Origin of the sequence: Butyricicoccus sp. AM05-1 (assembly GCF_003474415.1) — a bacterium.
Lineage (GTDB): Bacteria > Bacillota > Clostridia > Oscillospirales > Butyricicoccaceae > Agathobaculum > Agathobaculum butyriciproducens.
Genome location: NZ_QUDG01000003.1, coordinates 167,844 through 188,754 on the forward strand (window position 1 = coordinate 167,844; position 20,911 = coordinate 188,754).

The following is a 20,911-nucleotide window of genomic DNA, read 5'->3' on the forward strand; positions in this document are numbered from 1 at the left end:
ATGTTTGAAGAAAGAATCGCTGCCATGAATCAGCGCACCGAAGAAGCGATGGCTGCTAACGCAGTTCAGTTTGATAAGAGAACCTATACGGTTGATGAGATTCAGGATATTCTGGGCATCAGCAGAACCAGCGCATACAACCTTGTGAAAAAGAAAGTTTTCCATAGCGTCCGCATCGGTGGCAGTATCAGAATCTCCAAAAAGAGTTTTGATGAGTGGTTGGATCATCAAATGTAAGATTTGTCAAGGGCGTCGTACAACCCGGCGACAAACTTCAAAACATATTGAGAGTTCGATAAAATGTAGCCATGACAAGAAACACATGGCTACATTTTTTACATAGGAGGTTGTACGATGGCGGAAATGAGAAAACGCACGAGTATGTCTGTTCTGGAAATGGGCAGGATGCTCGGTCTTGGTAAAACGGAGTCATACTGGCTCATTAAGAAGAATTACTTCAAAACCATTCTTGTCGGCAACACCATGAGGGTGATGATCGACAGCTTTGAAGAATGGTATGCCAATCAGTTCAAATACCAGAAGGTCGATGGAACCCCTCCCGGCGAGGAATTGAAGAAAACTACATATTCAATGGAGGAGCTTGGACAGCGCCTTGGGCTGAAAGAAGCGACTGCTTACGAACTGGTTGCCAAAGGGCATTTTGATGTGGTCGATGTCCTGGGCAAGCGCAGAGTGACAAAGGAGAGCTTTGAAAGATGGTATGCTTCTCAAACCGATTACCGCACGGTAGAGGATCAGGAACTGGATGCAGATATTATGGCATCCACCTACGGTCTGCCGGAAATGGCAAGAATGCTTGGGGTACATCGTCAGACCATTTACTATATCGTTGCCAATGAAGATTTTGAGCTTATCAAGGTTGGCAGGTATAAGCGAGCTACCAAAGAGAGCTTTGAAAAATGGTATCACAATCAGACCCGCTACCAGTTAGCGGAAGATAGACAGGAAAGGAGCTGATTACATGGCATCTATCGTTAAGAGAAAAAAGAAGTATTCTGTGGTTTATACATACACCGATGAGAACGGCAACAAGCGTCAGAAGTGGGAAACCTTTGAAACGAATGCCGAAGCAAAGAAAAGGAAGTTGCAGGTTGAATATGAGCAGGAGTCCGGAACCTTTATTCCCCCTTCTGCTAAAACCGTCAATGATCTTTTGGATGAGTATATGTCAATCTATGGTGTGAACACCTGGGCGATGTCTACCTATGAAAGCAGAAAGAGCCTGATTGCAAACTATATTCGTCCCCTCATCGGTGATATGAAGCTGGAGGATGTCACGCCGAGAATCATGGACAAGTATTACCGAGATTTGCTTTCTGTCAAAGCGGTTTCTTCTAAGTATGTAAAAGCCCGTACAGAATATCTGACTCCGCATACTGTCCGAGAGGTTCACAAGACATTGCGAAATGCTTTCAATCAAGCGGTCAAGTGGGAATTGATGACCAGAAACCCTGTGGAGCACGCTACGCTGCCGAAAGAAGAACACAAGACCAGGGATATCTGGACAGCAGAAGTGCTCCAGAAGGCTCTGGAAGCCTGTGACGATGATATTCTTCGTCTGGCTATTAACCTTGCCTTCTCCTGTTCCCTGCGAATGGGCGAGCTTCTGGGGCTTACCTGGGACTGTATTGACATTTCCCCCACCAGTATTGAACTTGGTCAGGCAAGCATCTTCGTTGAAAAGGAGTTGCAGAGAGTAAATCGTGAAGCGATGGCAGATCTGGACGGTAAGGACATCATGTTCAAGTTCCCACCGACCTTCGCCAGTACGCATACCGCATTGGTTCTCAAAACTCCTAAGACCAAAACAAGTGTCCGCAAGGTGTTCTTACCGAAAACCGTAGCGGAAATGTTGGTACAGCGAAAGGCTGACATCGAAGAACTGAAAGACCTTTTCGGTGACGAGTTCGTAGACTTCAATCTGGTTTTCTGTTCTTCCAATGGCAAGCCGATTGAGGGGCAGGTTATCAACCGTGCTTTCAATAAGCTGATTGAGGAGAAGGGACTGCCGAAAGTGGTTTTCCATAGTCTCCGACATTCCAGTATCACTTACAAGCTGAAGCTGAACGGCGGCGATATGAAATCCGTTCAAGGCGATTCCGGTCATGCACAGGTCAAGATGGTAGCGGATGTTTACTCCCATATCATCGACGATGACCGCAGACTGAACGCTGAAAGAATGGAAGCTGCGTTCTACTCAGGCAGACAGGCAACGCCTGAGCCGGTTCAACCAGCCGCAACGGAAAGCTCCGCTGATGATAAAGAACTTCTTCTGAAGCTTCTGCAAAATCCGGAAATGGCAGCACTCCTGAAGTCGCTGGCAAAAACATTATAGTAACTGCAAGGGCAGATCCTTTTACATAGCTACAATAGCTGTAAAAGGGTCTGCCCTTATTTTTTTGTTATGGAGGTCAACGAGTATGGATAGAATCTTTATGGACGAGTATTACGAGCATCTGAGAGCTGACAATATCGAGGCATTTTCCAAGGAAAGGAACGACGAATATGTTGGCAGAGCTGAGGAATACAAAGCAGCAAAGTCGGCATTGCTTGAAGGATTGGGACTTGAGCATTTGTTTGACCATAGCCATGAACTGACTCCGAAAGAGAAAGAAATATGGATGCTGTTCGATAGGGTTGATGTAGCAGAGCTTCTTGCAAGGGATGCTTTTGCCAAGGGTGCTTATATGCTCGGCGCTGAGGATAGAGAGATTATGCTGAAATAAAAAAAGACCTGCTTCGGCGGGTCTAAATTACATAGAATCATTGAGTCTGAAAAACCTTTGAAATTCTTAATAATTCTGGTTGAAAAATTCATTTTGAAATGATATATAAAACAGACTGAAATCTGTGTCTAAGGACACCCGCACCCTCACACGAGAATGAATAGGATTTCCTATCATTTCGCATCACGAGAAGTTACATAGTGACATTTACTTGCACTTGCAACGTCCACCAAAAATCGAAAGACTTGCTAATTTCGAGCCAATCGGACGGTGTAAAATCCCTCTGAATTAGCTATCACAGCGTAGTATCAGATGGGATTTGAAATGCTGAAAAACCTTGTATTTCCAAGCATTTTTAAGCATTAGATGCCACTTCCCGATGTCGTATCGGGTCTACTCCTAAGCGTGGGGTCGGAGGTTCAAATCCTCTCTGGGACGCCAGAAAGCACCGCTGCAAGCCTTTTTTCGGGGTTTGCAGCGTTTTTTGTTCCTCCTTCTCCCGGTAATTTCACTTCCGTTACCGGGAGATTCTTATACGCCGCATGATGTATATTTGCTAATTGGACTCGAACGCTTTTCAGAAATTTGCTAAGAAAATTCTGCGTTTTGCTAATTCGATTTTTCGGATCACTTTGCCGGGGCTTGCGCTGCTATCAGGGCTGCGAGCGCACTTGCCAGCTCCGGCGACTTCTGAAGCTGCTCCACAAGGCTTTCAAGGTCCAAGGTCGCAGGCTCCGATTTTGCCGGTTCCTCCGGCGGACGGACATTGCGAAGATCAGGCTTGGCATAGAAGGCTGTCTCGAATTTCTGAGCATTGACCTTTCTATCCTCGTCCAGAATGTGAGCATAGATACTGGTTATCATGTCGATCTCGGCATGGCCTGTATCGCCCTGGGTGGCCTTCAGGTCGCCGTGGTTCAGCTTCAGCTTGTAGGTGGTACTGGAATGACGGAGAGAATGAAAGACCACCTTCGGCAGCCCTGCGTCCTCACGGAGTTTTGCAAACTCTTTGAGGATGATACGATCCTCGCAGGGCCGTCCATTGGGAAGTGCCACGACCAGATCGAAATCCTGATACTCGTCGCCCAGGAAGCCTTTCAGTTCGTCCTGGGACTTCTTCCATTCCCGCAGGATGTAAGCCAGCGTTTTTGGCAGCCACACCTTACGGATACTGGAATCGGTTTTCGGCTTTTTCAGAACAATTCTTGTGCTGGTGTTCGGCATGAGCGGAGTGAAGATGTAATAGATATCCTTCTCACCCAGTGTTTCAATCGCCCGTTTGGAAGCCCGTGTCAGCTCCTTGTCGATGTAGACATAGGCGTTATCCGCCGCAATATCTTCATCGGAAATATGGACGTTCTCCCAGGTCAACCCCAGGATTTCACCCATACGCAGAGAGCAGGCAAAGGAAAGGTTCATTGCCACATAGAACTTGCTGTCCGTGCATTTGTCCAGAGCAAGACGAATCATATCTGCTGTCCAGATATCTCGTTTCGCATACTCCGTTTTCGGGAGGATCACATTGTCAAAGGGATTTCTTGCAATGATTTCCCATCGTACCGCCTGCTTGAACGCACACCGCATCAGCTTGATGATCTTTTCAATGGTCTTGTCGCTGACATAGGTGGTAACGGCCTTTCGGGTCTTGGTAGACACCGACTTGGTTTTCTGCAAGGTCTGGATATAACCGTCAACCGCACGGGGCGTAACCGCCTGTACCTCCATATCACCGATGATCGGATTGATATAGTTCGCAATCAGCGCCGTTTGGCTGTCATACATAGACACGCCCCATTTCTTTTCTCCGTAAAGAGATACGAAGTCATAAAGGAACTCGGTGATCGTCTGATTGCTTGGCGGGAGAAAAGTTCCCGTGTGCTGCTGATTTTCGATTTCTGCCTTGCGCTTCAAGGCCTCTTTGTGGGTATGCCAGGTTTCCCACTTTTGTTTGGTTTCTCCGTTTTCGTCCACATAGTTGTAAACAACGGAATAGTTTTTCTTTCGCTTGATTATAGATGCCATATCGTTCTTCCTTTCTTCAATCACAGGTCGAGGAAGTCAAGCCACTCGTCAAATGACCGCTTGGAAATTCGTATAGCGTTACCAATTCGCACGATTCTAAAATGCCCCTCTTTAACGAGGAGATATGCGGAACTCCGTCCAATGCCCAGAATCTGAGCAATATCGTCAACCGTATATGTCCTTCTTTCAGGGGTTTCTTTCTTCGTGCCGTTCCATATTTGAGACATGAGAACCCCCTTTCAGTTATGAAAAGGAACAGCACGAATATGTGTGGATAATATAACTTCCACCATCATTTTACCGTGCTGCTCCGTGTTTGTCCGCTGCTAATTGAAAAGTTTACGATCTATATAAACTTTCAAAAAGGAAAAGTAGGCTTACGGACGGCTGCTGGCACAGCTCCACGGGAGTCTAACCCCAGCCCATGCTGATGGGTGCGGCGCACAATGCTTTGTGGGCGTTCAATGCGCGAGTATCTTTGACCCTGCCCGTGTGTCATCGCCTGCAAGCTGCCACGCTTGCTTTGCGGTCTGGTGCTGTTCGCTCGCCCGTTACAGTGGTCCCGTCCTGCGGACTTGAAACAAGGTCATGGCGCACCGACCGTATGGCTCGGCACAAACAGGAATGTATCCGTTTGCCTTATACTGCGGCGTTGGCCTCCCAACGGGCTTTCTTTGTCAAGGTGCTGCCTCCGGCCACGAAAGAGAGAAACAGGGAAAGGGTAAACTGTTTTCGCTTTCAGACCGGGCTTGTCAGCTCATGCTGACAATGGAATGAATGAGCTTGATCTCCCATCGGCGCTTCATGTACTCGTCCACCCGGACATGGGACTGGCCGTCAGAATCGTAGAGCGTCCGGGTGCAGAGCTTATTGATATAGCCCTCATAATACCGGAGTACCTGATCCACAGCCTGAGAATCCCCGTCACGGGCGGCGTCAATCACCGAAAGAGGAAGAAGCTCCTTGCCCTTGTAAGTGGGTTTCTTCATACCTTCAACCTCCCTTCGGCATGAGTGCGGCCAACTTGATCCACAGCTCGGTCAATGATTTTGCCCTTCGCCGCTGAACGGCGCTGCGAGACATTCCAACAAGGCGGCCAACTTCCTGATCCGGCAGGTCCAGAACAAAATGCAGGATCAAAATACTCTGCTCCTGAACAGACAAGCCGGCGAAGGCATCAGCCACAAGCTCGTTTTCGATATGTAGGTCATACCCGTGGGACGAGAATGTAAATCTGTCACTGGGGTAATGATCTACAACGCAGAGCTTGTCCATCTCCATTTGCGGAAGGTCGCTGAATGACAGTTCCCTGTCACGGCGCCTCTGCATTTCCCGAAGGTAGTCGATTGCCTCATGGTACAGTACCAGCTTGCAGTAAGCATCGAACTGGCACCGCTCGCCATAGTTATTGCGGGGGATCATATCCATCTTTTCACCCCCTTTCCTGGGGGAATGAGGTGGGTTTCTCCCTTTCCGCTAACAAGGCGAACGCAAAGCCGCTCGCTACCCGCTAAAAGCTTCCTTTTTGAAAATTTCTTAAAAATTTTTTTCGAGGCGGGCTTGTCCTCGGAAAACAGCAAAAAGCGCCCAGCAAGTCGCAACGGACCTGCTGGACGCAGAAATGTTTTATAAAGAAGATTACTTACATGGTATAGTTCATCTTCAAAGCCGGATGGCTCCGAGGGAGGGGCTACGCTTTTTTTAACTGGTGCAGATCATGGATACTGCGAAAAAGAGAAAAGGACACGGCAAAATAACCTCCAATCGGCTACCGCGTCCCTGCAAGTCGTCATTGGTTTGTGTAGACGCAAAGAAACGCCGGCTCTGATTTCTCAAAACCACCGTTAGGGTAATAACTTAAAATGAGCGCGCAAAATCACCTGCCCCAGCCAGCGTTTTTTTCTTTCCCCGTAGTCGGGGCAGGTTCATGCGCTATGCAATTATTCTTCTTTAGCTTCTATCAAGCTGATATTTTTTGCTCTGCGTTCCACATAGCAGCATATTTTCCGCCTTTCGCAAGCAATTCTTCATGGGTTCCCGATTCAGCAATCCCACCATCACCCATTACAAGGATTTGGTCTGCATTTTTGACAATGGAAAGGGTATGAGCAATCATTACCACTGTCTTTTTCTCTTTTAACAGATTGGCGATGGCCTGCTTTACGGCAAGCTCATTTTCAATGTCAAGAGATGCTGTTGCTTCATCCAAAAGCAGGATGGGGCTATTAGCGCGGGCTATTGAAATTCGCCGACTGGACGAAATGCAGGCGCAGGGCCGCAGCATTTTCGACACCGACCTTGCCGTGGCATATTATGCCCGCGTTTCGACCGACAAAGACAAGCAGATCAACAGTCTGAGCAACCAGAAACGCTATTTTGAGGACTGCATTGCCGAAAATCCGCACTGGAGGTTCACCGGCGGCTATGTCGATGAGGGCATCAGCGGCACGTCGGTCGAGGGGCGCGAGCAGTTCCTCAAAATGATCGAGGATGCCAAACGCGGAACGTTTGATCTCATTATCACCAAGGAGATCAGCCGTTTCGCCCGAAACACGCTTGACAGTCTGCGCTACACGCGCGAGCTGCTGCGGTTCGGCGTGGGCGTGTACTTCCAGAACGACAACATCAACACCTTCGACAAGGACGCCGAACTGCGGCTCACCATCATGTCCTCGATCGCACAGGATGAGGTGCGTAAGCTGTCCGAACGCACACGCTTCGGATTCAAGCGGGCGCAGAAGAACAGCGTTCTGCTCGGACAGAACAACCTGTTCGGCTACAACAAGACCGATGGACGGCTGGAAATCATTGAGCCGGAAGCAGCCATCGTCCGTGAGGTATTCGAGCGCTACACCGCCGGAGAACTCGGTCTGCGGGCGATCGCCAACGACCTGGACCGCCGCGGCATACGCGGACGGCAGGGCCGTCCGTTCCATTATTCCACCCTGTACGGCATGATCCGCAACCCGAAATACAAGGGCTGCTATGCCGGACGGCGGTACGCCTCCCGTGATTACCGTGACAAGCGCAGCTACCGCCTGAGTGAGGACAAGTGGCTCGTACACGAGGATGACCGCATCCCCGCCATCGTGTCGGAGGCGCTGTGGGAGCAGGCCAACCGGCGGCTGTAACTCTCCTACGGTTTACAGCCACGAGCTGGACCGCATTTTGGAGCGTGTGTTCGAGCAGATAACGGACGAGCGCTCAGCCGCCGTGCAGGAGTACATCGACAATCTGCGCGCCTTTGCCGCCCGGCAGGACAACGCGCCTGCCCTTGCTCAAGTCGAGCAGGAAATCGAAACGGTCACCCGCCGCAAGGACAAGCTGCTCGATCTGGTGCTTGCGGGAGCGCTCTCAAATGAGGAGTTCAAGCAGCGCAACGAAGCCTGCAACGAGCAGCTTGCCGCACTCGAGGAGCGGCGCAGCTCCCTGCAGAACGCAGAGCAAACCCTTGCGGAACGCATCCGGCGTGTGGAAAATCTGCGCCGCACGATCGAGGAACAGTGGCAGGCGAACTGCGGCTTTTCGCGTGAAATGTCCAAGGCACTGGTGAACCGCATCGTTGTGGATGCAGACGAGAACAAGACCTGTATTTCTCTGGATGTTTTCCTCACCGCCGGCCGAGAGTCCTGCACGGATCCGGTGCTTCCCGCCGCATCACAAGCCTCGGATGCACCGCTGAAAATGACCTTTCCGCGTCCGCGCTCCGGTCATCAGGGCGGGTATGAGGTGACGTACTGTGTACGGTGACATCTGGATTGAATCCTATGAAAAAAGCGCTGTTTTCCAAAGAAAACAGCGCTCCTGTCTGTCGTTTTTGCGTTGATTACGCCTGCTTCACCGAATCCCCCTGCACCAGCTCGGTGGGAACCAGAAAGCGCAGCGGATCGTATTCCTCTCCGCAGACAAACGAAATCAGCTTGCGGATGCTCAGCTCTGCCTGCTGACGGCAGTGCACATCAATCGAAGTCAGGGACGGCAGTGCTATTTTTCCAAGGGGATTATTATCCACGCCAACCAGCGAAACCTCGCCGGGCACCGAAACCCCGCGCAGGAACAGCGCCTTTGCCGCACCGACGCCCAGATAGTCGTTCGCACAGAAGAACGCATCCGGCAACTCGTCCACCTGATCCAGTGCACGGTCAATCGTCCGCGGAATATCCGCGTCATCCGCTCTGGGTGTCAGCAGCAGGTGCTGCGGATCACACGGCAGACCGAACCGCCGCAAGGCGCTGCAGAAGCCGTCATACCGTTCTCCGAATGCCGTGGAATACATCGGATCACCGATAAAACCCATTTTGCGGCAGCCGCAGGTATACAAATGCTGCACCGCCTGATAGGCCGCCTCTGTGTTGTCCTCAATATAGGTGCACACACGCAAGCTATGATAGCGTGTTCCCACCGCTACGACCGGCAGCCCGCACGATACGATATTAGCCGCCAGCGTTTCTTCCATGTCACCGAGGATCAAAACACCGCTGATCTCGCTTTCCGTCAGCCACCGACGCAGTGCCTGTGGATCGCGATCCCAGTATTCGTTATCAAAAACCATCATTTGATAGCCGTGCTCATACGCCATCCCCAGAAACAGCTTCTGGAACGCCATATAGAAGTAGGAATCCTTCAGATGTGCGCCGGTCGAGATCAGCCCCAGCTTTTGGGACGGTGTGCGGTGACTTTTATGCGCATAATACCCCAGCTCTGCCGCAATGCCGCAAATCCTTGCGCGCGTATCATGATTGACGTTTGGCATATCCCGCAGTGCCAGCGATACGGTATTGATGGAAACCCCTGCCCGCTCCGCGATTTGTTTGAGTGTAACCTTTGCTATGACGCATTCCCCATTTGTTTGAAAAAGTAAAACCGTTATCAGGTCACTTTCATATTAAAGTATTGTGCCGCTGATGTCAAGGGGCATCCAAACCGCAGACAGATCCTGCCGCCGTGGATACGGATCTGCGGTTCCCGCGTGTTGTTTATCGGTAATGCGACCGGATTTCTGCGCAGCTACCGATTACTATTGCGCTTTTATCATATTATGTATCAGTAAATCTTATATTAAAATATTAGGAAAATGTACGAATTAGCCAAAGTTTTTTAATATTAAATCTCAATTATTTGCATAAAAGTTTACTTTTTACCGTTCTTTCGCTGAATCGCGCCCTTAATCGGAGTTATTTCGTATGAAAACTCGCCATTTTTCACAAGAATCATCTTGCTTGACATTGAAAAATAATATGATAAAATGTGTTTGTAAGCAGAAAAATCATATCGTAAATCCCCATTATTTTTGTATTTCTAATATTAAAAAGCTATCTGTCGCCGGAGCGGAAAGGAGGACCCCAAACAAATACGCAGTCGCAAGCCCCTGTAAAATTTTCTTGAGAAAGACTGCGAGGCGGCGAAAAGAGTAAGCACAAAATAATAAAGCGTAAAATTGTAGAGAAAGAAGGAGAGATCAACATATGCTTTTTACTGCTGTAACCTTCATTGCATTCACTGCGCTCGTCGCTGTCATTGCATGGTGGCGCACGCGCGACGATGACCTGAGTACACAGGACGGTTATTTCCTTGCAGGCCGAAGCCTGACCGGACCGGTAATCGCCGGCTCCCTGATGCTGACCAACCTTTCCACCGAGCAGCTGATCGGTCAGACCGGCCAGAGCTTTTCAACCAACATGGGACCGATCGCCTGGGAAGTCACCTCAGCAGCAGCACTTGTCATTCTGGCGCTGGTATTCCTGCCGCGCTATCTCAAGATGGGACTGACTACCGTACCGGAATTCCTCGAAAACCGCTACGACAGCACAACCAAGCGTATCGTTTCCATCATGTTCCTGCTCGGCTACCTGCTCACCTATCTGCCGACCGTTCTGTATTCGGGCGCACTGGTATTCAACCAGATCTTCGAGGTCGATAAGCGCATGGGTGTATCGCAGATGCAGGGTGTTATCATCACAGCTGTTGCCATCGGTATCGTCGGCGCCTGCTACGCCATCTTCGGCGGCCTGAAGGCGGTTGCGGTATCGGATACCATCAACGGCATCGGACTGATCATCGGCGGCTTTATGATCCCGATCTTCGGTCTGCTGCTGCTCGGCAATGACCACTTCCTCGCCGGTTTGCGCGATCTGATCTCGGTCGTACCGGCAGAAAAGTTCAACGCCATCAATCCGGCCAACGCAATGGCGCCGATGATCCCATGGCCGGTGCTCTTTACCGGCATGGTCGTCAATAATATGTTCTACTGGTGTACCAATCAGGCGATCATTCAGCGAACGCTGGGTGCAAAGAACCTGTGTGAAGCACAGCGCGGTGCGATCTTTGCAGGCTTCCTTAAGTGCTGCGGCCCGTTCTTCATCACCATCTGCGGCCTGATCTGCTACCGTATGTCGATGGACCACACCGAGGGCTTCTTCTCCGCGGAGCACATCGCAAATCTGGCACAGAACGGCGACCTTGCCTATCCGACGCTCATCCTGAACGTCCTGCCCAAGCCGCTGCTCGGCTTCTTCGCAGCCGTGCTGTTCGGTGCGATCCTGTCGTCCTTTAACTCGGCGCTCAATTCTTCGGTCACGCTGTACACGCTGGATATTCACCGCCCGCTGTTCAATCCGCAGGCAACGGACGCACAGCTGGTTCGCATCGGCAAAATCTTCGGCACCGTGCTTGCCATCGTTTCGATCTGCGTGGCACCGGTCGTCAGCTTTGCTCCCTCCGGTCTGTATGACTTCCTCCAGTCCTGCTTCGGATTCTTCAACGTGCCGATTCTGGCGGCGGTCATCGTCGGTCTGTTCACCAGAAACGTTCCCGCTCGTGCCGCCAAGGTATCGATCGTGATGCACGTTGTTCTGTACTCCATTTCCAAATTCATCCCTGCACTCCAGAATGTGCACTACCTGTACGTTCTTGCGGTACTGTTCGTACTGAATGTTGCGGTCATGCTGCTGATCGGCAAGACCAGCCCGCGTGCAACGCCGTACGTCATGCAGGATGTCGGCGCTGTCGATCTGACACCGTGGAAATACCGCAAGATTGCTGCCATCGGCGCACTGTGCCTGATGTGCTGCGTTTACCTGCTGTTCTCTCCTCTCGGTCTTGCCGGGTGATGAGATAGAGCCGCCCGCACCGCTGACTGTTTTCCACAGCGGTGCACAGGCGGCAACCTAAAACACCAACAAAAAACATACTGAAATTTCTGTAAACAAAGAAAGGATGCTGTTACCATGGCAAAAACTTTAAAAATCGGTTCGGTCGGTCTGGGTCGTCTGGGCTATGAGCACGCAAAGAATATCGCAAACTATGTCACCGGCGCAGAGCTGACCGCCATCTGCGACACGGACGCAGAGCGCGTAGCACAGGTAGCCGAGGAGCTGAACGTTCCCTACACCTACACGGACGTAGCTGAGATGGTCAAGAACCCGGATCTGGATGCGATCGTTGTCGTTTCGCCCTCCATGTTCCATGCCGAGCACATCAAGCTCGCACTGGATGCAGGCAAGCACTGCTTCTGCGACAAGCCGCTCGACACGACGGTTGAAAAGTGCAAGTTGGCAGAAAAGGCTGTGGAAGCCCATCCGGACAAGGTGTTCATGCTCGGCTTCATGCGCCGCTTTGATGATTCCTACGCAGAGGCCAAACGCCGCATCGATGCAGGCGACATCGGCAAGGTCGTTCTCGTCCGCTCCTACACGCAGGACCCCCGCACCACCATCGAGGGTACGCTCAAGTTTGCACCGCACTCCGGCGGCCAGTATCTGGATATGTGCGTGCATGACCTCGACCTGATCCGCTGGTTTACCGGCGCAGAGGTCAAGCGCGTCTGGGCGATCGGCGGCGTATTCGAGTTTGACCTGTACCGTGAGCTGAACGACGCAGATAACTGCTGCGCAACCGTACAGCTGGACAACGGCGCAATGGGCTTCATGTTCACCAACCGCACCCACGGTGCAGGCTGCAACGTAGAAACCGAGATCATCGGCACGCACGGCACGCTGCGCATTGCAAATGTCGGCGCAAAGAACCTGCTTCAGATTGTAGACGGCTCCGGCGCACGCGAGGAGTACTATCCGGACTTCCTCAGCCGCTGGCATCAGGCCTATATCAATGAGATCCAGGAGTTCGTATCCTGCATCAACGAGGGCCGCAAGCCCGGTGTCACCGTTTACGACGGCACCAAGGTTTCTCAGGCGGCATACCGCTGCAAGGAATCCTTTGAAACCGGCGAAATGCTGGTGAACGAATAATCATCGTTGCATCACGGGGCGGGCAGAGAACGCATCTGTCCGCCCGGTACCGCCATTCATTCTGTTTCCCAAGAGACCGGAAGGAGGACTCTGACATGAGCAAAGAAATCAAAGTCGGTGTCATCGGCTGCGGTGCGATCGGCAGACAGCATATCGCACGCCTGATGAACACGATTCCCGAAACGCGCGTGGTTGCCGTTGCGGATTATTATCAGCCGTCTGCGCAAGCGGTTGCAGAGCAGTACGGCATCACCTGCTGCGCCACCGGCGAAGAACTGATCGCACTCCCCGAAGTAGATGCTGTGCTCGTCACATCCGCAGACCCGTCCCATGCGGGCTATGTGCTCGAATGCATCAAGGCGGGCAAATTCGTATTCTGCGAAAAGCCGCTGGCGCAGACCGCACAGGAATGTGAGGAGATCATCCGCGCAGAGGTTGCAGGCGGCAGACGGCTGGTGCAGGTCGGCTTCATGCGCCGTTATGACCGCGGCTATGCTGCCATGAAGCAAGCGATCGAGTCCGGAGAGATCGGCGCTCCGCTGATGATCCACTCGTGCCATCGTAATATGTCGCAGGCGCCCGGCTTTGCGACCGACTACGCAGTAACGCGTGTTGCAATTCACGAAATTGATATTTCCCGCTGGCTGCTGGACGATGAATACGCTGAGGCGCAGGTGCTGGCAGTCCGTCAAAGCAAAAACACACAGGGGGACTGGCTCAACCCGCAGATCATGATGCTGACCACCCGTTCGGGACAGCGCATCGATGTAGAGGTACAGACCGACGGCGCATATGCCTATGATATCCAGTGTCAGGTAGTCGGTGAGAACGGCACGGTCAGCCTGCCCGATCCGTCGGCTGTGGTCAAGCGCTCGGGCGCAGCCTGCAGCTTCCCGATCATGACCGACTGGTCGCAGCGTTTTATCGAAGCGTATGACATTGAGTTCGGTGCATGGGCCAAGGCTCTGCTGAACGGTGCACCGGACGGTCCGTCCGCATGGGATGGCTACGTTGCCTGTGTCACCGGCGATGCACTCATTCTCTCCCGCCAGACCGGCAAGCCGGAAGCGATCGAGCTGATGGAAAAGCCGTCCATCTACTAAATGGTTTCTGCCTGAATCTATTCCCATTTTTTCATGCCCTGCGTATCGCAATGCGTGCGCAGGGCATCCTTTTGTCGTTTTCCCTGCGCTGTTCCGTAAAGGAGCAGGGCTGACCAGACCGATCACCCGCTCTGCAAACAAAAAAGACATCTCTCGCTGTCTTTTGGTTTGTCGAAAAGCCTTCGCGCCCGCAGGGCGCGGCTTTTCATCGAGCTTCGATCAAAAGTGCAGTTTCGATCGAGAAGCTATTGCATCATATCCCGCTTGATCTTCCCAACCCGGATATAATACCAGACCAGGCGGCAGTAAATCCTATGGAAAGTACCAGCACCGCCCGAATGCCTGCATCAATGCGTGCCGCGTTTCGTGCACCGCGGTTCTGCCCCATGTAGGCTGTCATGGCATAGCCAAACGCCACCGATGCACTTTCGAGTATGCCATACAGCTTATTTGCCGCCGTATAGCTCGCTACGAACACCACGCCGAAGCCGTTCAATACGGACTGCAGCACCATGCCGCCCAGTGTGATCATGCTCATCTGCAGACCAGTCGGAATACCAAGACGGCACAAGTGCAGCAAAATCGCAGGGTCGGTTTTCCAGTCGGCTTTGGCCAGCTGAACGAACGGCAGCCGTCGCAATGACCGCAGACACAACAGAAACGCAATCAGCTGTGCCAGTACGGTTGCGAACGAGGCTCCGAAAATGCCCCAGCCAAACCCCATCACGAACAGCAGGTCGAGTGCAATATTGGCAAAGCTTGCCGCGATGATCGCGAGCAGCGGCGTTTTACTGTCGCCCAGACAGCGCAGCACGGCCGCCGCCATATTGTATGCAATAATGATGAGTGAGCCGCCGAACTGCACATATAAGTATGTCTGTGCTCCACCGAACACTGCAGGATCGGTGTGCAGCAGTGTGAGCAGCGGCCTTACCAGCAGCAGGCTGATGATCGTCACTGCGATGCCGAACCAGCACGACAGCTTAATGATCATAGCCAGCACGCGGCGCAGCCGGTCGTATGCGCCCGCGCCGAACTCCTGTGCCGCGAGAATCGCAAAGCCCTGCGTAAAGCCCTGCAGTCCCCACAAAACCAGCCAGTTGATCCAATCCGCCGCACCAATGGACGCCAATGCCTGCATGCCGACACCGCGTCCGATGATAATCGTATCCACAATGGTATATAGCTGCTGAAACACGCTGCTCAACATCAGCGGCAGCGAAAACAGCAGAATTAACCGTATCGGACGGCCATGTGTCATATCGGTAACACGAGCCATACCGCACCTCCCTTGCGAAAAATCAGCAAAACCCAAAGCACAGAAGGAGACGAAACTGCACTTCGGGTTTCGAGGCGGTGATACCGCCGCTGATATGATCAGAAATCAGATAAAGTCACCGCACAGGCTGAGCGCTGCCTCATCTGCAATAACGATCGCATCATTATGCAGCTGCAGGATCGATCCGGGCACTTTGGGCGTCACCGGACCGAAACAGGATTCTCAAACAGCAAGAGTGTCCAAATGAAAGATATAGTGGTAAAATAGAGCTATGAAAAAGATGACAGTAGAGGCATGGAAGAAATGCCCGGTATGTGGAAAAACTAAAAATCAGGTACGAGCAGGATATAATGGGTCAGGAAGTCAACGCTGCAAATGTAAGGAGTGCGGCAAATACTACACAATAAACCCTAAACAGCACACGTATCCGGAATAAACCCGAAAACTGGCACTAAAGATGTACTATGGCGGGATCAGCGGACGAAGTGTTGGAAAGATTCTGCACATGAACAAATTCAATGTGATGAATTGGATAAAAAAGCCAGCTGCAAGGAGAATTCAGCGCCCAAACAGACACCAAAGATCGTGGAAATGGATGAACTGTATTGGTTTTTGAAGTACAAACCGAGAACAAAAACGCGGGAAAATAGGGACTATCCCGAATTCTGTGTAACCGCCAAAATGCGGTGTAAAATAGAACTTATATTTCAAGGCGGGAGCGGCGTTGGCTGCGCCCGCCTTGTTTACAACATAACGCCGACATGGGCGGAAGTCAAGGGACACCCTCGTCCATTGGAGCCTCGCCGGCGGCGTAGCGCCCCTTGACCTTCGAGCCGGGTTGTTAATCGGGCATCCGATCCTCGAAGTAGATTGCCAGCTGAGCATGAATCATGCTCCAGTCCTGCCGGCGGCCGGTCCGCTTTTTCGTGATGTCGATCATCGCCAGATACAGCATTTTGAAAAGGCTGTCATCGGTCGGAAACACGGATTTCGACTTGGTTACCTTCCTGAGCTGACGGTTGAAGCCTTCGATAGTGTTGTTCGTATAGATCAGCCGCCGAAGTGCCTGAGGAAACTTGAAATAGGTACTGAGATTTGCCCAGTTATCCCTCCACGACTGAGAAATTTTGGGGTATTTCTTGTCCCAGTGTTCTGCGAACGTGTCTAACGCGTCCAAAGCAGCCGGTTCATCTACCGCTGCGTAGACTGCTTTCAAGTCAGCCATAAGTGCCTTCAAATCCTTGTAGGAGACATATTTGCTGGAATTTCGAAGCTGATGGATGATGCAGTTCTGGATTTCCGTCTTGGGATAGACCGCCTCGATCGCCGCAAAAAAACCGGTCAAATTGTCCGTGCAGGCGATAAAAATATCCTCGATGTCCTGGCTGATGCTGGTCTGATTTTTCCGCAGCACCTTGGGTTCGAATTCGCTCTTGCGATCCCGCGGCACAGATACCTCTACATCGCTAAAACTGGTGCGCAGGGTTTTGCTGCTGTACCCGTTCCGGCTGTTATCCGTGTCCTTGTTCTTGCTGCCTACATTCGCCAGCTGCAGCAGCTCACGAATTTTTTCGCGACGTGTGTTTTCTTCTGGGGTTCTTTTCCTTCTTGCCATTGTGATTACCTCCGTCATCCTGCTTCTATTCTACACCTTGTTGGAGGTTTACACAAAGTTTGGGATGGAGTCGGAGAACTTGTGAAAAATCCAATGGCGCTTATACACACTCTGCCTTATCCAATCAGCTAAAGCGAAGCTTGTAACATAGAAACGCCATAGGTTTTTGAGCCTACGGCGTTTCTTGTGATATTCACAGTTCTAAACTTTCCAGCCACTCGTCAAAAGATTTCTTTGAAACGCGGATTGCATTTTCTATGCGGACGATCCTGAACTCCTCCTGCTTGACGAGCTGATATGCGGTTGTGCGGCCGATGTTGAGCATGGCTGCAATCTGTTCCACGGTATATGTGCGCGGTTCCGGCAGTGACTTTTTCTCTTTCTTGTCCATAGTAACCTCCATGTATTTGCCTTGTCATTTTGACTAAGGGAGTGAAGAATGGCAGTAGCAATCGGCTTTGGCTGGGTGTCCTCTTGCTAAGAATTTGCTAATAGGACCACCCAACGGACACATAAAACTGCGTCAGAATAGGTGTTTTGCACCATAAAGTTCGTTTACTACAAGTCATTCTGCGTAAGGGATGATATTGGAAGTTACATCCGAACCGTGTATCACATGGTAAGCCATACTCCTAAGCATGGGGCCGGAGGTTCAAATCCTCTCTGGGACGCCAGCTAACAACGCCGAAAGCCTTTGTTTTCAAGGGTTTTCGGCTTTTCTTATATAAAAAGCTGTGAAAAAGTTCTTTCACTGTATGGGATAAAATTCTACTCCAAAATTTGATTTTTGACAACCCCTCCAGAATCGAACGGTTGTTATAAGTCAAAAACGCCAGCTAATGTTTAGCAGAAAACGGTATGGGCGAGATCACCCGTGCATTGGTTGGTGTACGAAGAAGGTTATGCGTAAAGTGGGGCTTCGTTGATATGGATGCGTATGAACAAGAATGCCGCTTCTGCTATTTTGCCCGATGTCCTGACGAAAAGACGGATATGGCTTTCCGCAGCATTCCGCTGACAACAGAAAGTTTTCCGTAGAAAGAAGGTGGTGAAGCCGTGTGAGTTTTGATTATTTTTACGGTCAGCAAGGCGTGGATTTACTTTCCACCGTCCATGAGGGCGCAACCGTCCGGGCGATGGAGAAGAAAGGCATACGCACCGGAAAGGGCGAGTTCAACCGCTGAATCAAAGCCACCAACGCCGTTATTCGAGACATCAAGAAGAAAATCACTTCGCTTATGGGCTGGATAGCGGATATGAAAGCAGAGCTTGCCAAGCCGCAGGCACCCGACCTTGTTTCTCTGCTGAACGCCTATTACACCCAGCGCAAAGCCAGGGCGTATTCCCAGAAAGGCAAAATCAGCAACCTAAAGGAGCTGAACGATACCTTCAATTATCTCCGGGCAAACGGCATTTATTCCCTTGAAGATTTGGAACACCGTGTCAGCGAACACAGTGCTGCCACAGAGAGCTTGAAGGTTGGACGCTGATGAATGGATTGATTTTCCTTGCGGTTTAGAGTACAATAAAATTGTCGAAATTACTCAAAACAGTTCAAGGAATAACACCTATTACGAATTACGCTATCGCACAGGAGACTGCTTTCATGCTTAAACAAGGCCTTTACGAGCAAGTAGTGAATACCGAAATCAAAGATGAGCTGCGTCAGCTTCCGGAAGGCAGCAAGCACGTCGAGAAAATCGATGCTGCCGAGTCCTCCGCGGTCTTAACGCAGTACCTGTCCGAAGTCGTTCACAAAGGTCTTGACCGCATTGCCGGTGACGATATTTCTGCGCAGTTAAATCTGGTCAACAAAATTGTTGATCTGATTTCGCAGGAGACAGCGCAGGATGACCTGCGCGATTTTACTGTGGACGATGAGGGCGAGCAGTTATTCGCATTGCTGTCCCGCGATGATCCTATGATGCGCATCGGCCAGAAAAAAGCAAAGGACCTCCCCCGCCCCGAAACATCGATTGCGCAAAGCAGCTTATTTACCGGAGCAGTTCATGAGCCGCAGATGTTTTCCGAGCTGAAGAAAGAAATCGCCTCCGCAGACCGCATTGATATGCTGGTTTCGTTTGTCAAATGGAGCGGCCTTCGTTTAATCATTGATGACCTTCAGCATTTTGCGGAACGCGGCGGCAGGCTCCGCGTTATTACGACAACATACATGGGCGCAACAGACGTGAAAGCGGTGGAAGCGCTTCGCAAGCTCCCCAACACAGAAATCCGTGTATCTTACGATACCGAGCGTACCAGACTTCATGCAAAGGCGTATATGTTCTATCGTGAAACCGGCTTTACCACGGCGTATGTCAGTTCTTCCAACCTCTCCAATCCGGCTATGTCCAGTGGACTGGAATGGAATGTTAAGCTGACAACCAAGGATATGCTGCCGACCATTCAGAAGATGGAAGCAACCTTCGATAGTTATTGGAACACCGCCAGCTTTGAAGTCTATGAGGACGGGTGCAGGGAAAGACTGGAGCGTGCACTGTCAACAAACGGAAAGGCCAATCCGACAAGCGAGATGCAGTTCGTTTTCGATATTCAGCCCTACCCATACCAGCAGGAGATTTTGGATCGCCTGCAGGCAGAGCGCGAGGTGCGTGGCTATTACCGCAATCTTGTCGTTGCGGCAACCGGCACCGGCAAAACCTTAATCTCCGCCTTTGATTACCGACGGTTCTGCAAAGCCTTTTCCGGTTCGAAGCCCCGTCTGCTGTTTGTCGTTCATCGAGAGGAAATTCTGAAACAGAGCCGAAGTGCCTTCCGCGCTGTATTAAAGGACCCCAATTTCGGAGAGCTTTTTGTGGGCAGCTTCAAGCCGAGCAGCCTGGAGCATCTATTTATTTCAGTGCCGAAAAATGTGCGGGAAGGTGTCAAATGGCTGCCGGACAAGCAGGTCGATGTGTTCTTTATCACGCTCAACAAGGCGGACAAGGACTACTCCCCGACTACCATGTACAACGACTATTCGATCAACGAAAGCCTGTTCCATTGGCAAAGCCAAAGCACGACCTCCGATACGGCAAGCACCGGTCAGCGTTATATCAACCACCGGCAGCGCGGCAGCAAGGTCGTTCTCTTTGTGCGGGAGTTCAAGCAGGACAGCATTGGCGCTGCACCGTATACCTGTCTTGGAACGGCAGCCTATGTGAAGCACACCGGCAGCAAGCCAATGAATATTACATGGCATCTGGACCAGCCGATTCCGGCGAAGTATCTTCGCAAGACGAACAAGCTGGTCGTCGGATAAGGAAGGTATTTTATGAAAACAATCCGAGTGGTCGCCGCAGTCATTCGTGATGGCGAAAAAATCTTTGCCACCATGCGCGGCTATGGTGACTTTAGGGGACTATGGGAGTTTCCCGGCGGAAAAATTGAGTCCGGCGAAACACCGCAGGAGGCCTTAAAAAGAGAAATCCGGGAGGAACTGGCCTCCGAGATTTCGGTTGGTGAATTGATTGACACCGTTGAATTTGATTATCCGACCTTTCACCTTTCAATGGATTGCTTCTGGTGTCAGCTGATTCGCGGTAATCTTGAACTGTTAGAGGCGGCCGAGGCGCGATGGCTGACAAAGGAAACGCTGAAAAGCGTGGATTGGCTGCCGGCTGATTTAGCTCTGGTTGATAAAATTGAGAAAGCGCTCGCTTTGCTGCCATCTTGAACTGTAATGCACGGCGGTGCAGCCATTATCTGCGAAGCCTTTCCGGTATTCAAAAAAACGGATATGCGAAAAATAATCGTCTTGCCGAAACTTGTTGACAGCAAAACCGGTTGGATGTATATTGGTTTACACAGAAACCAGACGCAAACCGGTATTATGAATACCGAACTGATGCATTTATTCGTTAATCAGACAGCAAATTACATGAATGTTGCAAGAGGAG

The 20,911-nt window shown here is 51.1% G+C and carries 19 protein-coding genes and 4 pseudogenes; 12 read left to right on the top strand and 11 right to left on the bottom strand.

Features of this window, described 5'->3' with window-relative positions; translation table 11 throughout:
* The 4 genes from DW088_RS06800 (at window position 1) to DW088_RS06815 (ending at window position 2,747) form a co-directional block, all read left to right on the top strand.
* Window positions 1-237 carry a helix-turn-helix domain-containing protein gene (locus DW088_RS06800; protein WP_002304418.1) on the top strand — a complete coding sequence of 79 codons (237 nt, stop codon included), beginning with the start codon at window positions 1-3 and terminating at the stop codon, window positions 235-237.
* Between the two features lie 117 nt (window positions 238-354).
* Window positions 355-978, top strand: a complete 624-nt coding sequence (locus DW088_RS06805) for a helix-turn-helix domain-containing protein (RefSeq protein WP_002304420.1) — start codon at window positions 355-357, stop codon at window positions 976-978.
* A gap of 4 nt (window positions 979-982) precedes the next feature.
* On the top strand, window positions 983-2,356 hold the full coding sequence (locus tag DW088_RS06810; protein WP_002304423.1) for a site-specific integrase: 1,374 nt from the start codon (window positions 983-985) through the stop codon (window positions 2,354-2,356).
* Window positions 2,357-2,441: 85 nt separating this feature from the next.
* Window positions 2,442-2,747 carry a hypothetical protein gene (locus DW088_RS06815; protein WP_002304425.1) on the top strand — a complete coding sequence of 102 codons (306 nt, stop codon included), beginning with the start codon at window positions 2,442-2,444 and terminating at the stop codon, window positions 2,745-2,747.
* 627 nt (window positions 2,748-3,374) lie between these two features.
* Here DW088_RS06815 and DW088_RS06820 read toward each other — a convergent pair.
* The 5 genes and pseudogenes from DW088_RS06820 to DW088_RS06840 all read right to left on the bottom strand — a co-directional run.
* The gene (locus DW088_RS06820) at window positions 3,375-4,769 is read right to left on the bottom strand and encodes a site-specific integrase (RefSeq protein ID WP_199720418.1); all 1,395 of its coding nucleotides are present in this window, start codon (window positions 4,767-4,769) and stop codon (window positions 3,375-3,377) included.
* Between the two features lie 20 nt (window positions 4,770-4,789).
* Window positions 4,790-4,996: a helix-turn-helix domain-containing protein gene (locus DW088_RS06825; RefSeq protein ID WP_118360159.1), complete on the bottom strand. Its 207-nt coding sequence runs from the start codon at window positions 4,994-4,996 to the stop codon at window positions 4,790-4,792.
* Between the two features lie 525 nt (window positions 4,997-5,521).
* Complete coding sequence (locus DW088_RS06830; RefSeq protein ID WP_118360160.1) at window positions 5,522-5,758, bottom strand: helix-turn-helix domain-containing protein; 237 nt, start codon at window positions 5,756-5,758, stop codon at window positions 5,522-5,524.
* Window positions 5,759-5,762: 4 nt separating this feature from the next.
* Window positions 5,763-6,197 (bottom strand): sigma-70 family RNA polymerase sigma factor, encoded by a 435-nt coding sequence (locus DW088_RS06835; protein ID WP_118360161.1) that lies wholly within the window; start codon window positions 6,195-6,197, stop codon window positions 5,763-5,765.
* Window positions 6,198-6,729: 532 nt separating this feature from the next.
* Window positions 6,730-7,020 (bottom strand): annotated as a pseudogene (locus tag DW088_RS06840) (ABC transporter ATP-binding protein); the annotation flags it as partial.
* Between the two features lie 10 nt (window positions 7,021-7,030).
* Here DW088_RS06840 and DW088_RS06845 point away from each other — a divergent pair.
* Together DW088_RS06845 and DW088_RS06850 are read left to right on the top strand one after the other, a co-directional pair.
* Window positions 7,031-7,900, top strand: a complete 870-nt coding sequence (locus DW088_RS06845) for a recombinase family protein (protein ID WP_158574626.1) — start codon at window positions 7,031-7,033, stop codon at window positions 7,898-7,900.
* A 37-nt stretch (window positions 7,901-7,937) separates the two neighbouring features.
* On the top strand, window positions 7,938-8,519 hold the full coding sequence (locus DW088_RS06850) for a hypothetical protein (RefSeq protein ID WP_118360163.1): 582 nt from the start codon (window positions 7,938-7,940) through the stop codon (window positions 8,517-8,519).
* Window positions 8,520-8,595: 76 nt separating this feature from the next.
* Here DW088_RS06850 and DW088_RS06855 read toward each other — a convergent pair whose 3' ends face one another.
* Window positions 8,596-9,642 (bottom strand): LacI family DNA-binding transcriptional regulator, encoded by a 1,047-nt coding sequence (locus tag DW088_RS06855; protein ID WP_330428043.1) that lies wholly within the window; start codon window positions 9,640-9,642, stop codon window positions 8,596-8,598.
* A gap of 592 nt (window positions 9,643-10,234) precedes the next feature.
* Between DW088_RS06855 and DW088_RS06860 the strand changes: the two genes are divergently transcribed.
* The 3 genes from DW088_RS06860 to DW088_RS06870 all read left to right on the top strand — a co-directional run bounded on the left by DW088_RS06860 (window position 10,235) and on the right by DW088_RS06870 (window position 14,118).
* Entirely contained in the window at window positions 10,235-11,878 is a 1,644-nt protein-coding gene (locus DW088_RS06860) for a solute:sodium symporter family transporter (protein WP_118360165.1), read from the top strand.
* 117 nt (window positions 11,879-11,995) lie between these two features.
* A complete protein-coding gene (locus DW088_RS06865) occupies window positions 11,996-13,015 on the top strand; it encodes a Gfo/Idh/MocA family oxidoreductase (protein ID WP_118360166.1) in 1,020 nt (339 codons plus the stop codon).
* Between the two features lie 95 nt (window positions 13,016-13,110).
* A complete protein-coding gene (locus DW088_RS06870; RefSeq protein ID WP_118360167.1) occupies window positions 13,111-14,118 on the top strand; it encodes a Gfo/Idh/MocA family oxidoreductase in 1,008 nt (335 codons plus the stop codon).
* Window positions 14,119-14,371: 253 nt separating this feature from the next.
* On the opposite strand, the gene DW088_RS06875 is transcribed toward DW088_RS06870, so the two are convergent.
* From DW088_RS06875 to DW088_RS06890, 5 genes and pseudogenes are all read right to left on the bottom strand, one after another.
* Window positions 14,372-15,397 (bottom strand): MATE family efflux transporter, encoded by a 1,026-nt coding sequence (locus DW088_RS06875; protein WP_118360168.1) that lies wholly within the window; start codon window positions 15,395-15,397, stop codon window positions 14,372-14,374.
* A gap of 105 nt (window positions 15,398-15,502) precedes the next feature.
* Window positions 15,503-15,619 (bottom strand): annotated as a pseudogene (locus DW088_RS16250) (glucosamine-6-phosphate deaminase); the annotation flags it as partial.
* Between the two features lie 619 nt (window positions 15,620-16,238).
* Window positions 16,239-16,811, bottom strand: a complete 573-nt coding sequence (locus DW088_RS06885; RefSeq protein WP_442861177.1) for an IS256 family transposase — start codon at window positions 16,809-16,811, stop codon at window positions 16,239-16,241.
* Window positions 16,806-17,030, bottom strand: a pseudogene (locus DW088_RS16725) (transposase); the annotation flags it as partial. The gene DW088_RS06885 and the pseudogene DW088_RS16725, both read right to left, overlap by 6 nt.
* A gap of 175 nt (window positions 17,031-17,205) precedes the next feature.
* A complete protein-coding gene (locus DW088_RS06890) occupies window positions 17,206-17,403 on the bottom strand; it encodes a helix-turn-helix domain-containing protein (RefSeq protein ID WP_207663032.1) in 198 nt (65 codons plus the stop codon).
* 685 nt (window positions 17,404-18,088) lie between these two features.
* Here DW088_RS06890 and DW088_RS06900 point away from each other — a divergent pair.
* From DW088_RS06900 to DW088_RS06910, 3 genes and pseudogenes are all read left to right on the top strand, one after another.
* Window positions 18,089-18,490, top strand: a pseudogene (locus DW088_RS06900) (MobQ family relaxase); the annotation flags it as partial.
* A gap of 128 nt (window positions 18,491-18,618) precedes the next feature.
* Window positions 18,619-20,274, top strand: coding sequence for a DUF3427 domain-containing protein (locus tag DW088_RS06905; RefSeq protein ID WP_118360172.1), 1,656 nt, complete (start codon window positions 18,619-18,621; stop codon window positions 20,272-20,274).
* Window positions 20,275-20,286: 12 nt separating this feature from the next.
* On the top strand, window positions 20,287-20,688 hold the full coding sequence (locus DW088_RS06910) for a (deoxy)nucleoside triphosphate pyrophosphohydrolase (RefSeq protein ID WP_118360173.1): 402 nt from the start codon (window positions 20,287-20,289) through the stop codon (window positions 20,686-20,688).
* Window positions 20,689-20,911 lie beyond the last annotated feature (223 nt).

Excerpts from the sequence above, each read along its gene's own strand:
- DW088_RS06800 (WP_002304418.1), top strand. The coding sequence starts at position 1 with ATGTTTGAAGAAAGAATCGCTGCCATGAATCAGCGCACCGAAGAAGCG.
- DW088_RS06805 (WP_002304420.1), top strand. The coding sequence starts at position 355 with ATGGCGGAAATGAGAAAACGCACGAGTATGTCTGTTCTGGAAATGGGC.
- DW088_RS06810 (WP_002304423.1), top strand. The coding sequence starts at position 983 with ATGGCATCTATCGTTAAGAGAAAAAAGAAGTATTCTGTGGTTTATACA.
- DW088_RS06815 (WP_002304425.1), top strand. The coding sequence starts at position 2,442 with ATGGATAGAATCTTTATGGACGAGTATTACGAGCATCTGAGAGCTGAC.
- DW088_RS06820 (WP_199720418.1), bottom strand. The coding sequence starts at position 4,769 with ATGGCATCTATAATCAAGCGAAAGAAAAACTATTCCGTTGTTTACAAC.
- DW088_RS06825 (WP_118360159.1), bottom strand. The coding sequence starts at position 4,996 with ATGTCTCAAATATGGAACGGCACGAAGAAAGAAACCCCTGAAAGAAGG.
- DW088_RS06830 (WP_118360160.1), bottom strand. The coding sequence starts at position 5,758 with ATGAAGAAACCCACTTACAAGGGCAAGGAGCTTCTTCCTCTTTCGGTG.
- DW088_RS06835 (WP_118360161.1), bottom strand. The coding sequence starts at position 6,197 with ATGGATATGATCCCCCGCAATAACTATGGCGAGCGGTGCCAGTTCGAT.
- DW088_RS06845 (WP_158574626.1), top strand. The coding sequence starts at position 7,031 with ATGCAGGCGCAGGGCCGCAGCATTTTCGACACCGACCTTGCCGTGGCA.
- DW088_RS06860 (WP_118360165.1), top strand. The coding sequence starts at position 10,235 with ATGCTTTTTACTGCTGTAACCTTCATTGCATTCACTGCGCTCGTCGCT.
- DW088_RS06865 (WP_118360166.1), top strand. The coding sequence starts at position 11,996 with ATGGCAAAAACTTTAAAAATCGGTTCGGTCGGTCTGGGTCGTCTGGGC.
- DW088_RS06870 (WP_118360167.1), top strand. The coding sequence starts at position 13,111 with ATGAGCAAAGAAATCAAAGTCGGTGTCATCGGCTGCGGTGCGATCGGC.
- DW088_RS06875 (WP_118360168.1), bottom strand. The coding sequence starts at position 15,397 with ATGGCTCGTGTTACCGATATGACACATGGCCGTCCGATACGGTTAATT.
- DW088_RS06890 (WP_207663032.1), bottom strand. The coding sequence starts at position 17,403 with ATGGACAAGAAAGAGAAAAAGTCACTGCCGGAACCGCGCACATATACC.
- DW088_RS06905 (WP_118360172.1), top strand. The coding sequence starts at position 18,619 with ATGCTTAAACAAGGCCTTTACGAGCAAGTAGTGAATACCGAAATCAAA.
- DW088_RS06910 (WP_118360173.1), top strand. The coding sequence starts at position 20,287 with ATGAAAACAATCCGAGTGGTCGCCGCAGTCATTCGTGATGGCGAAAAA.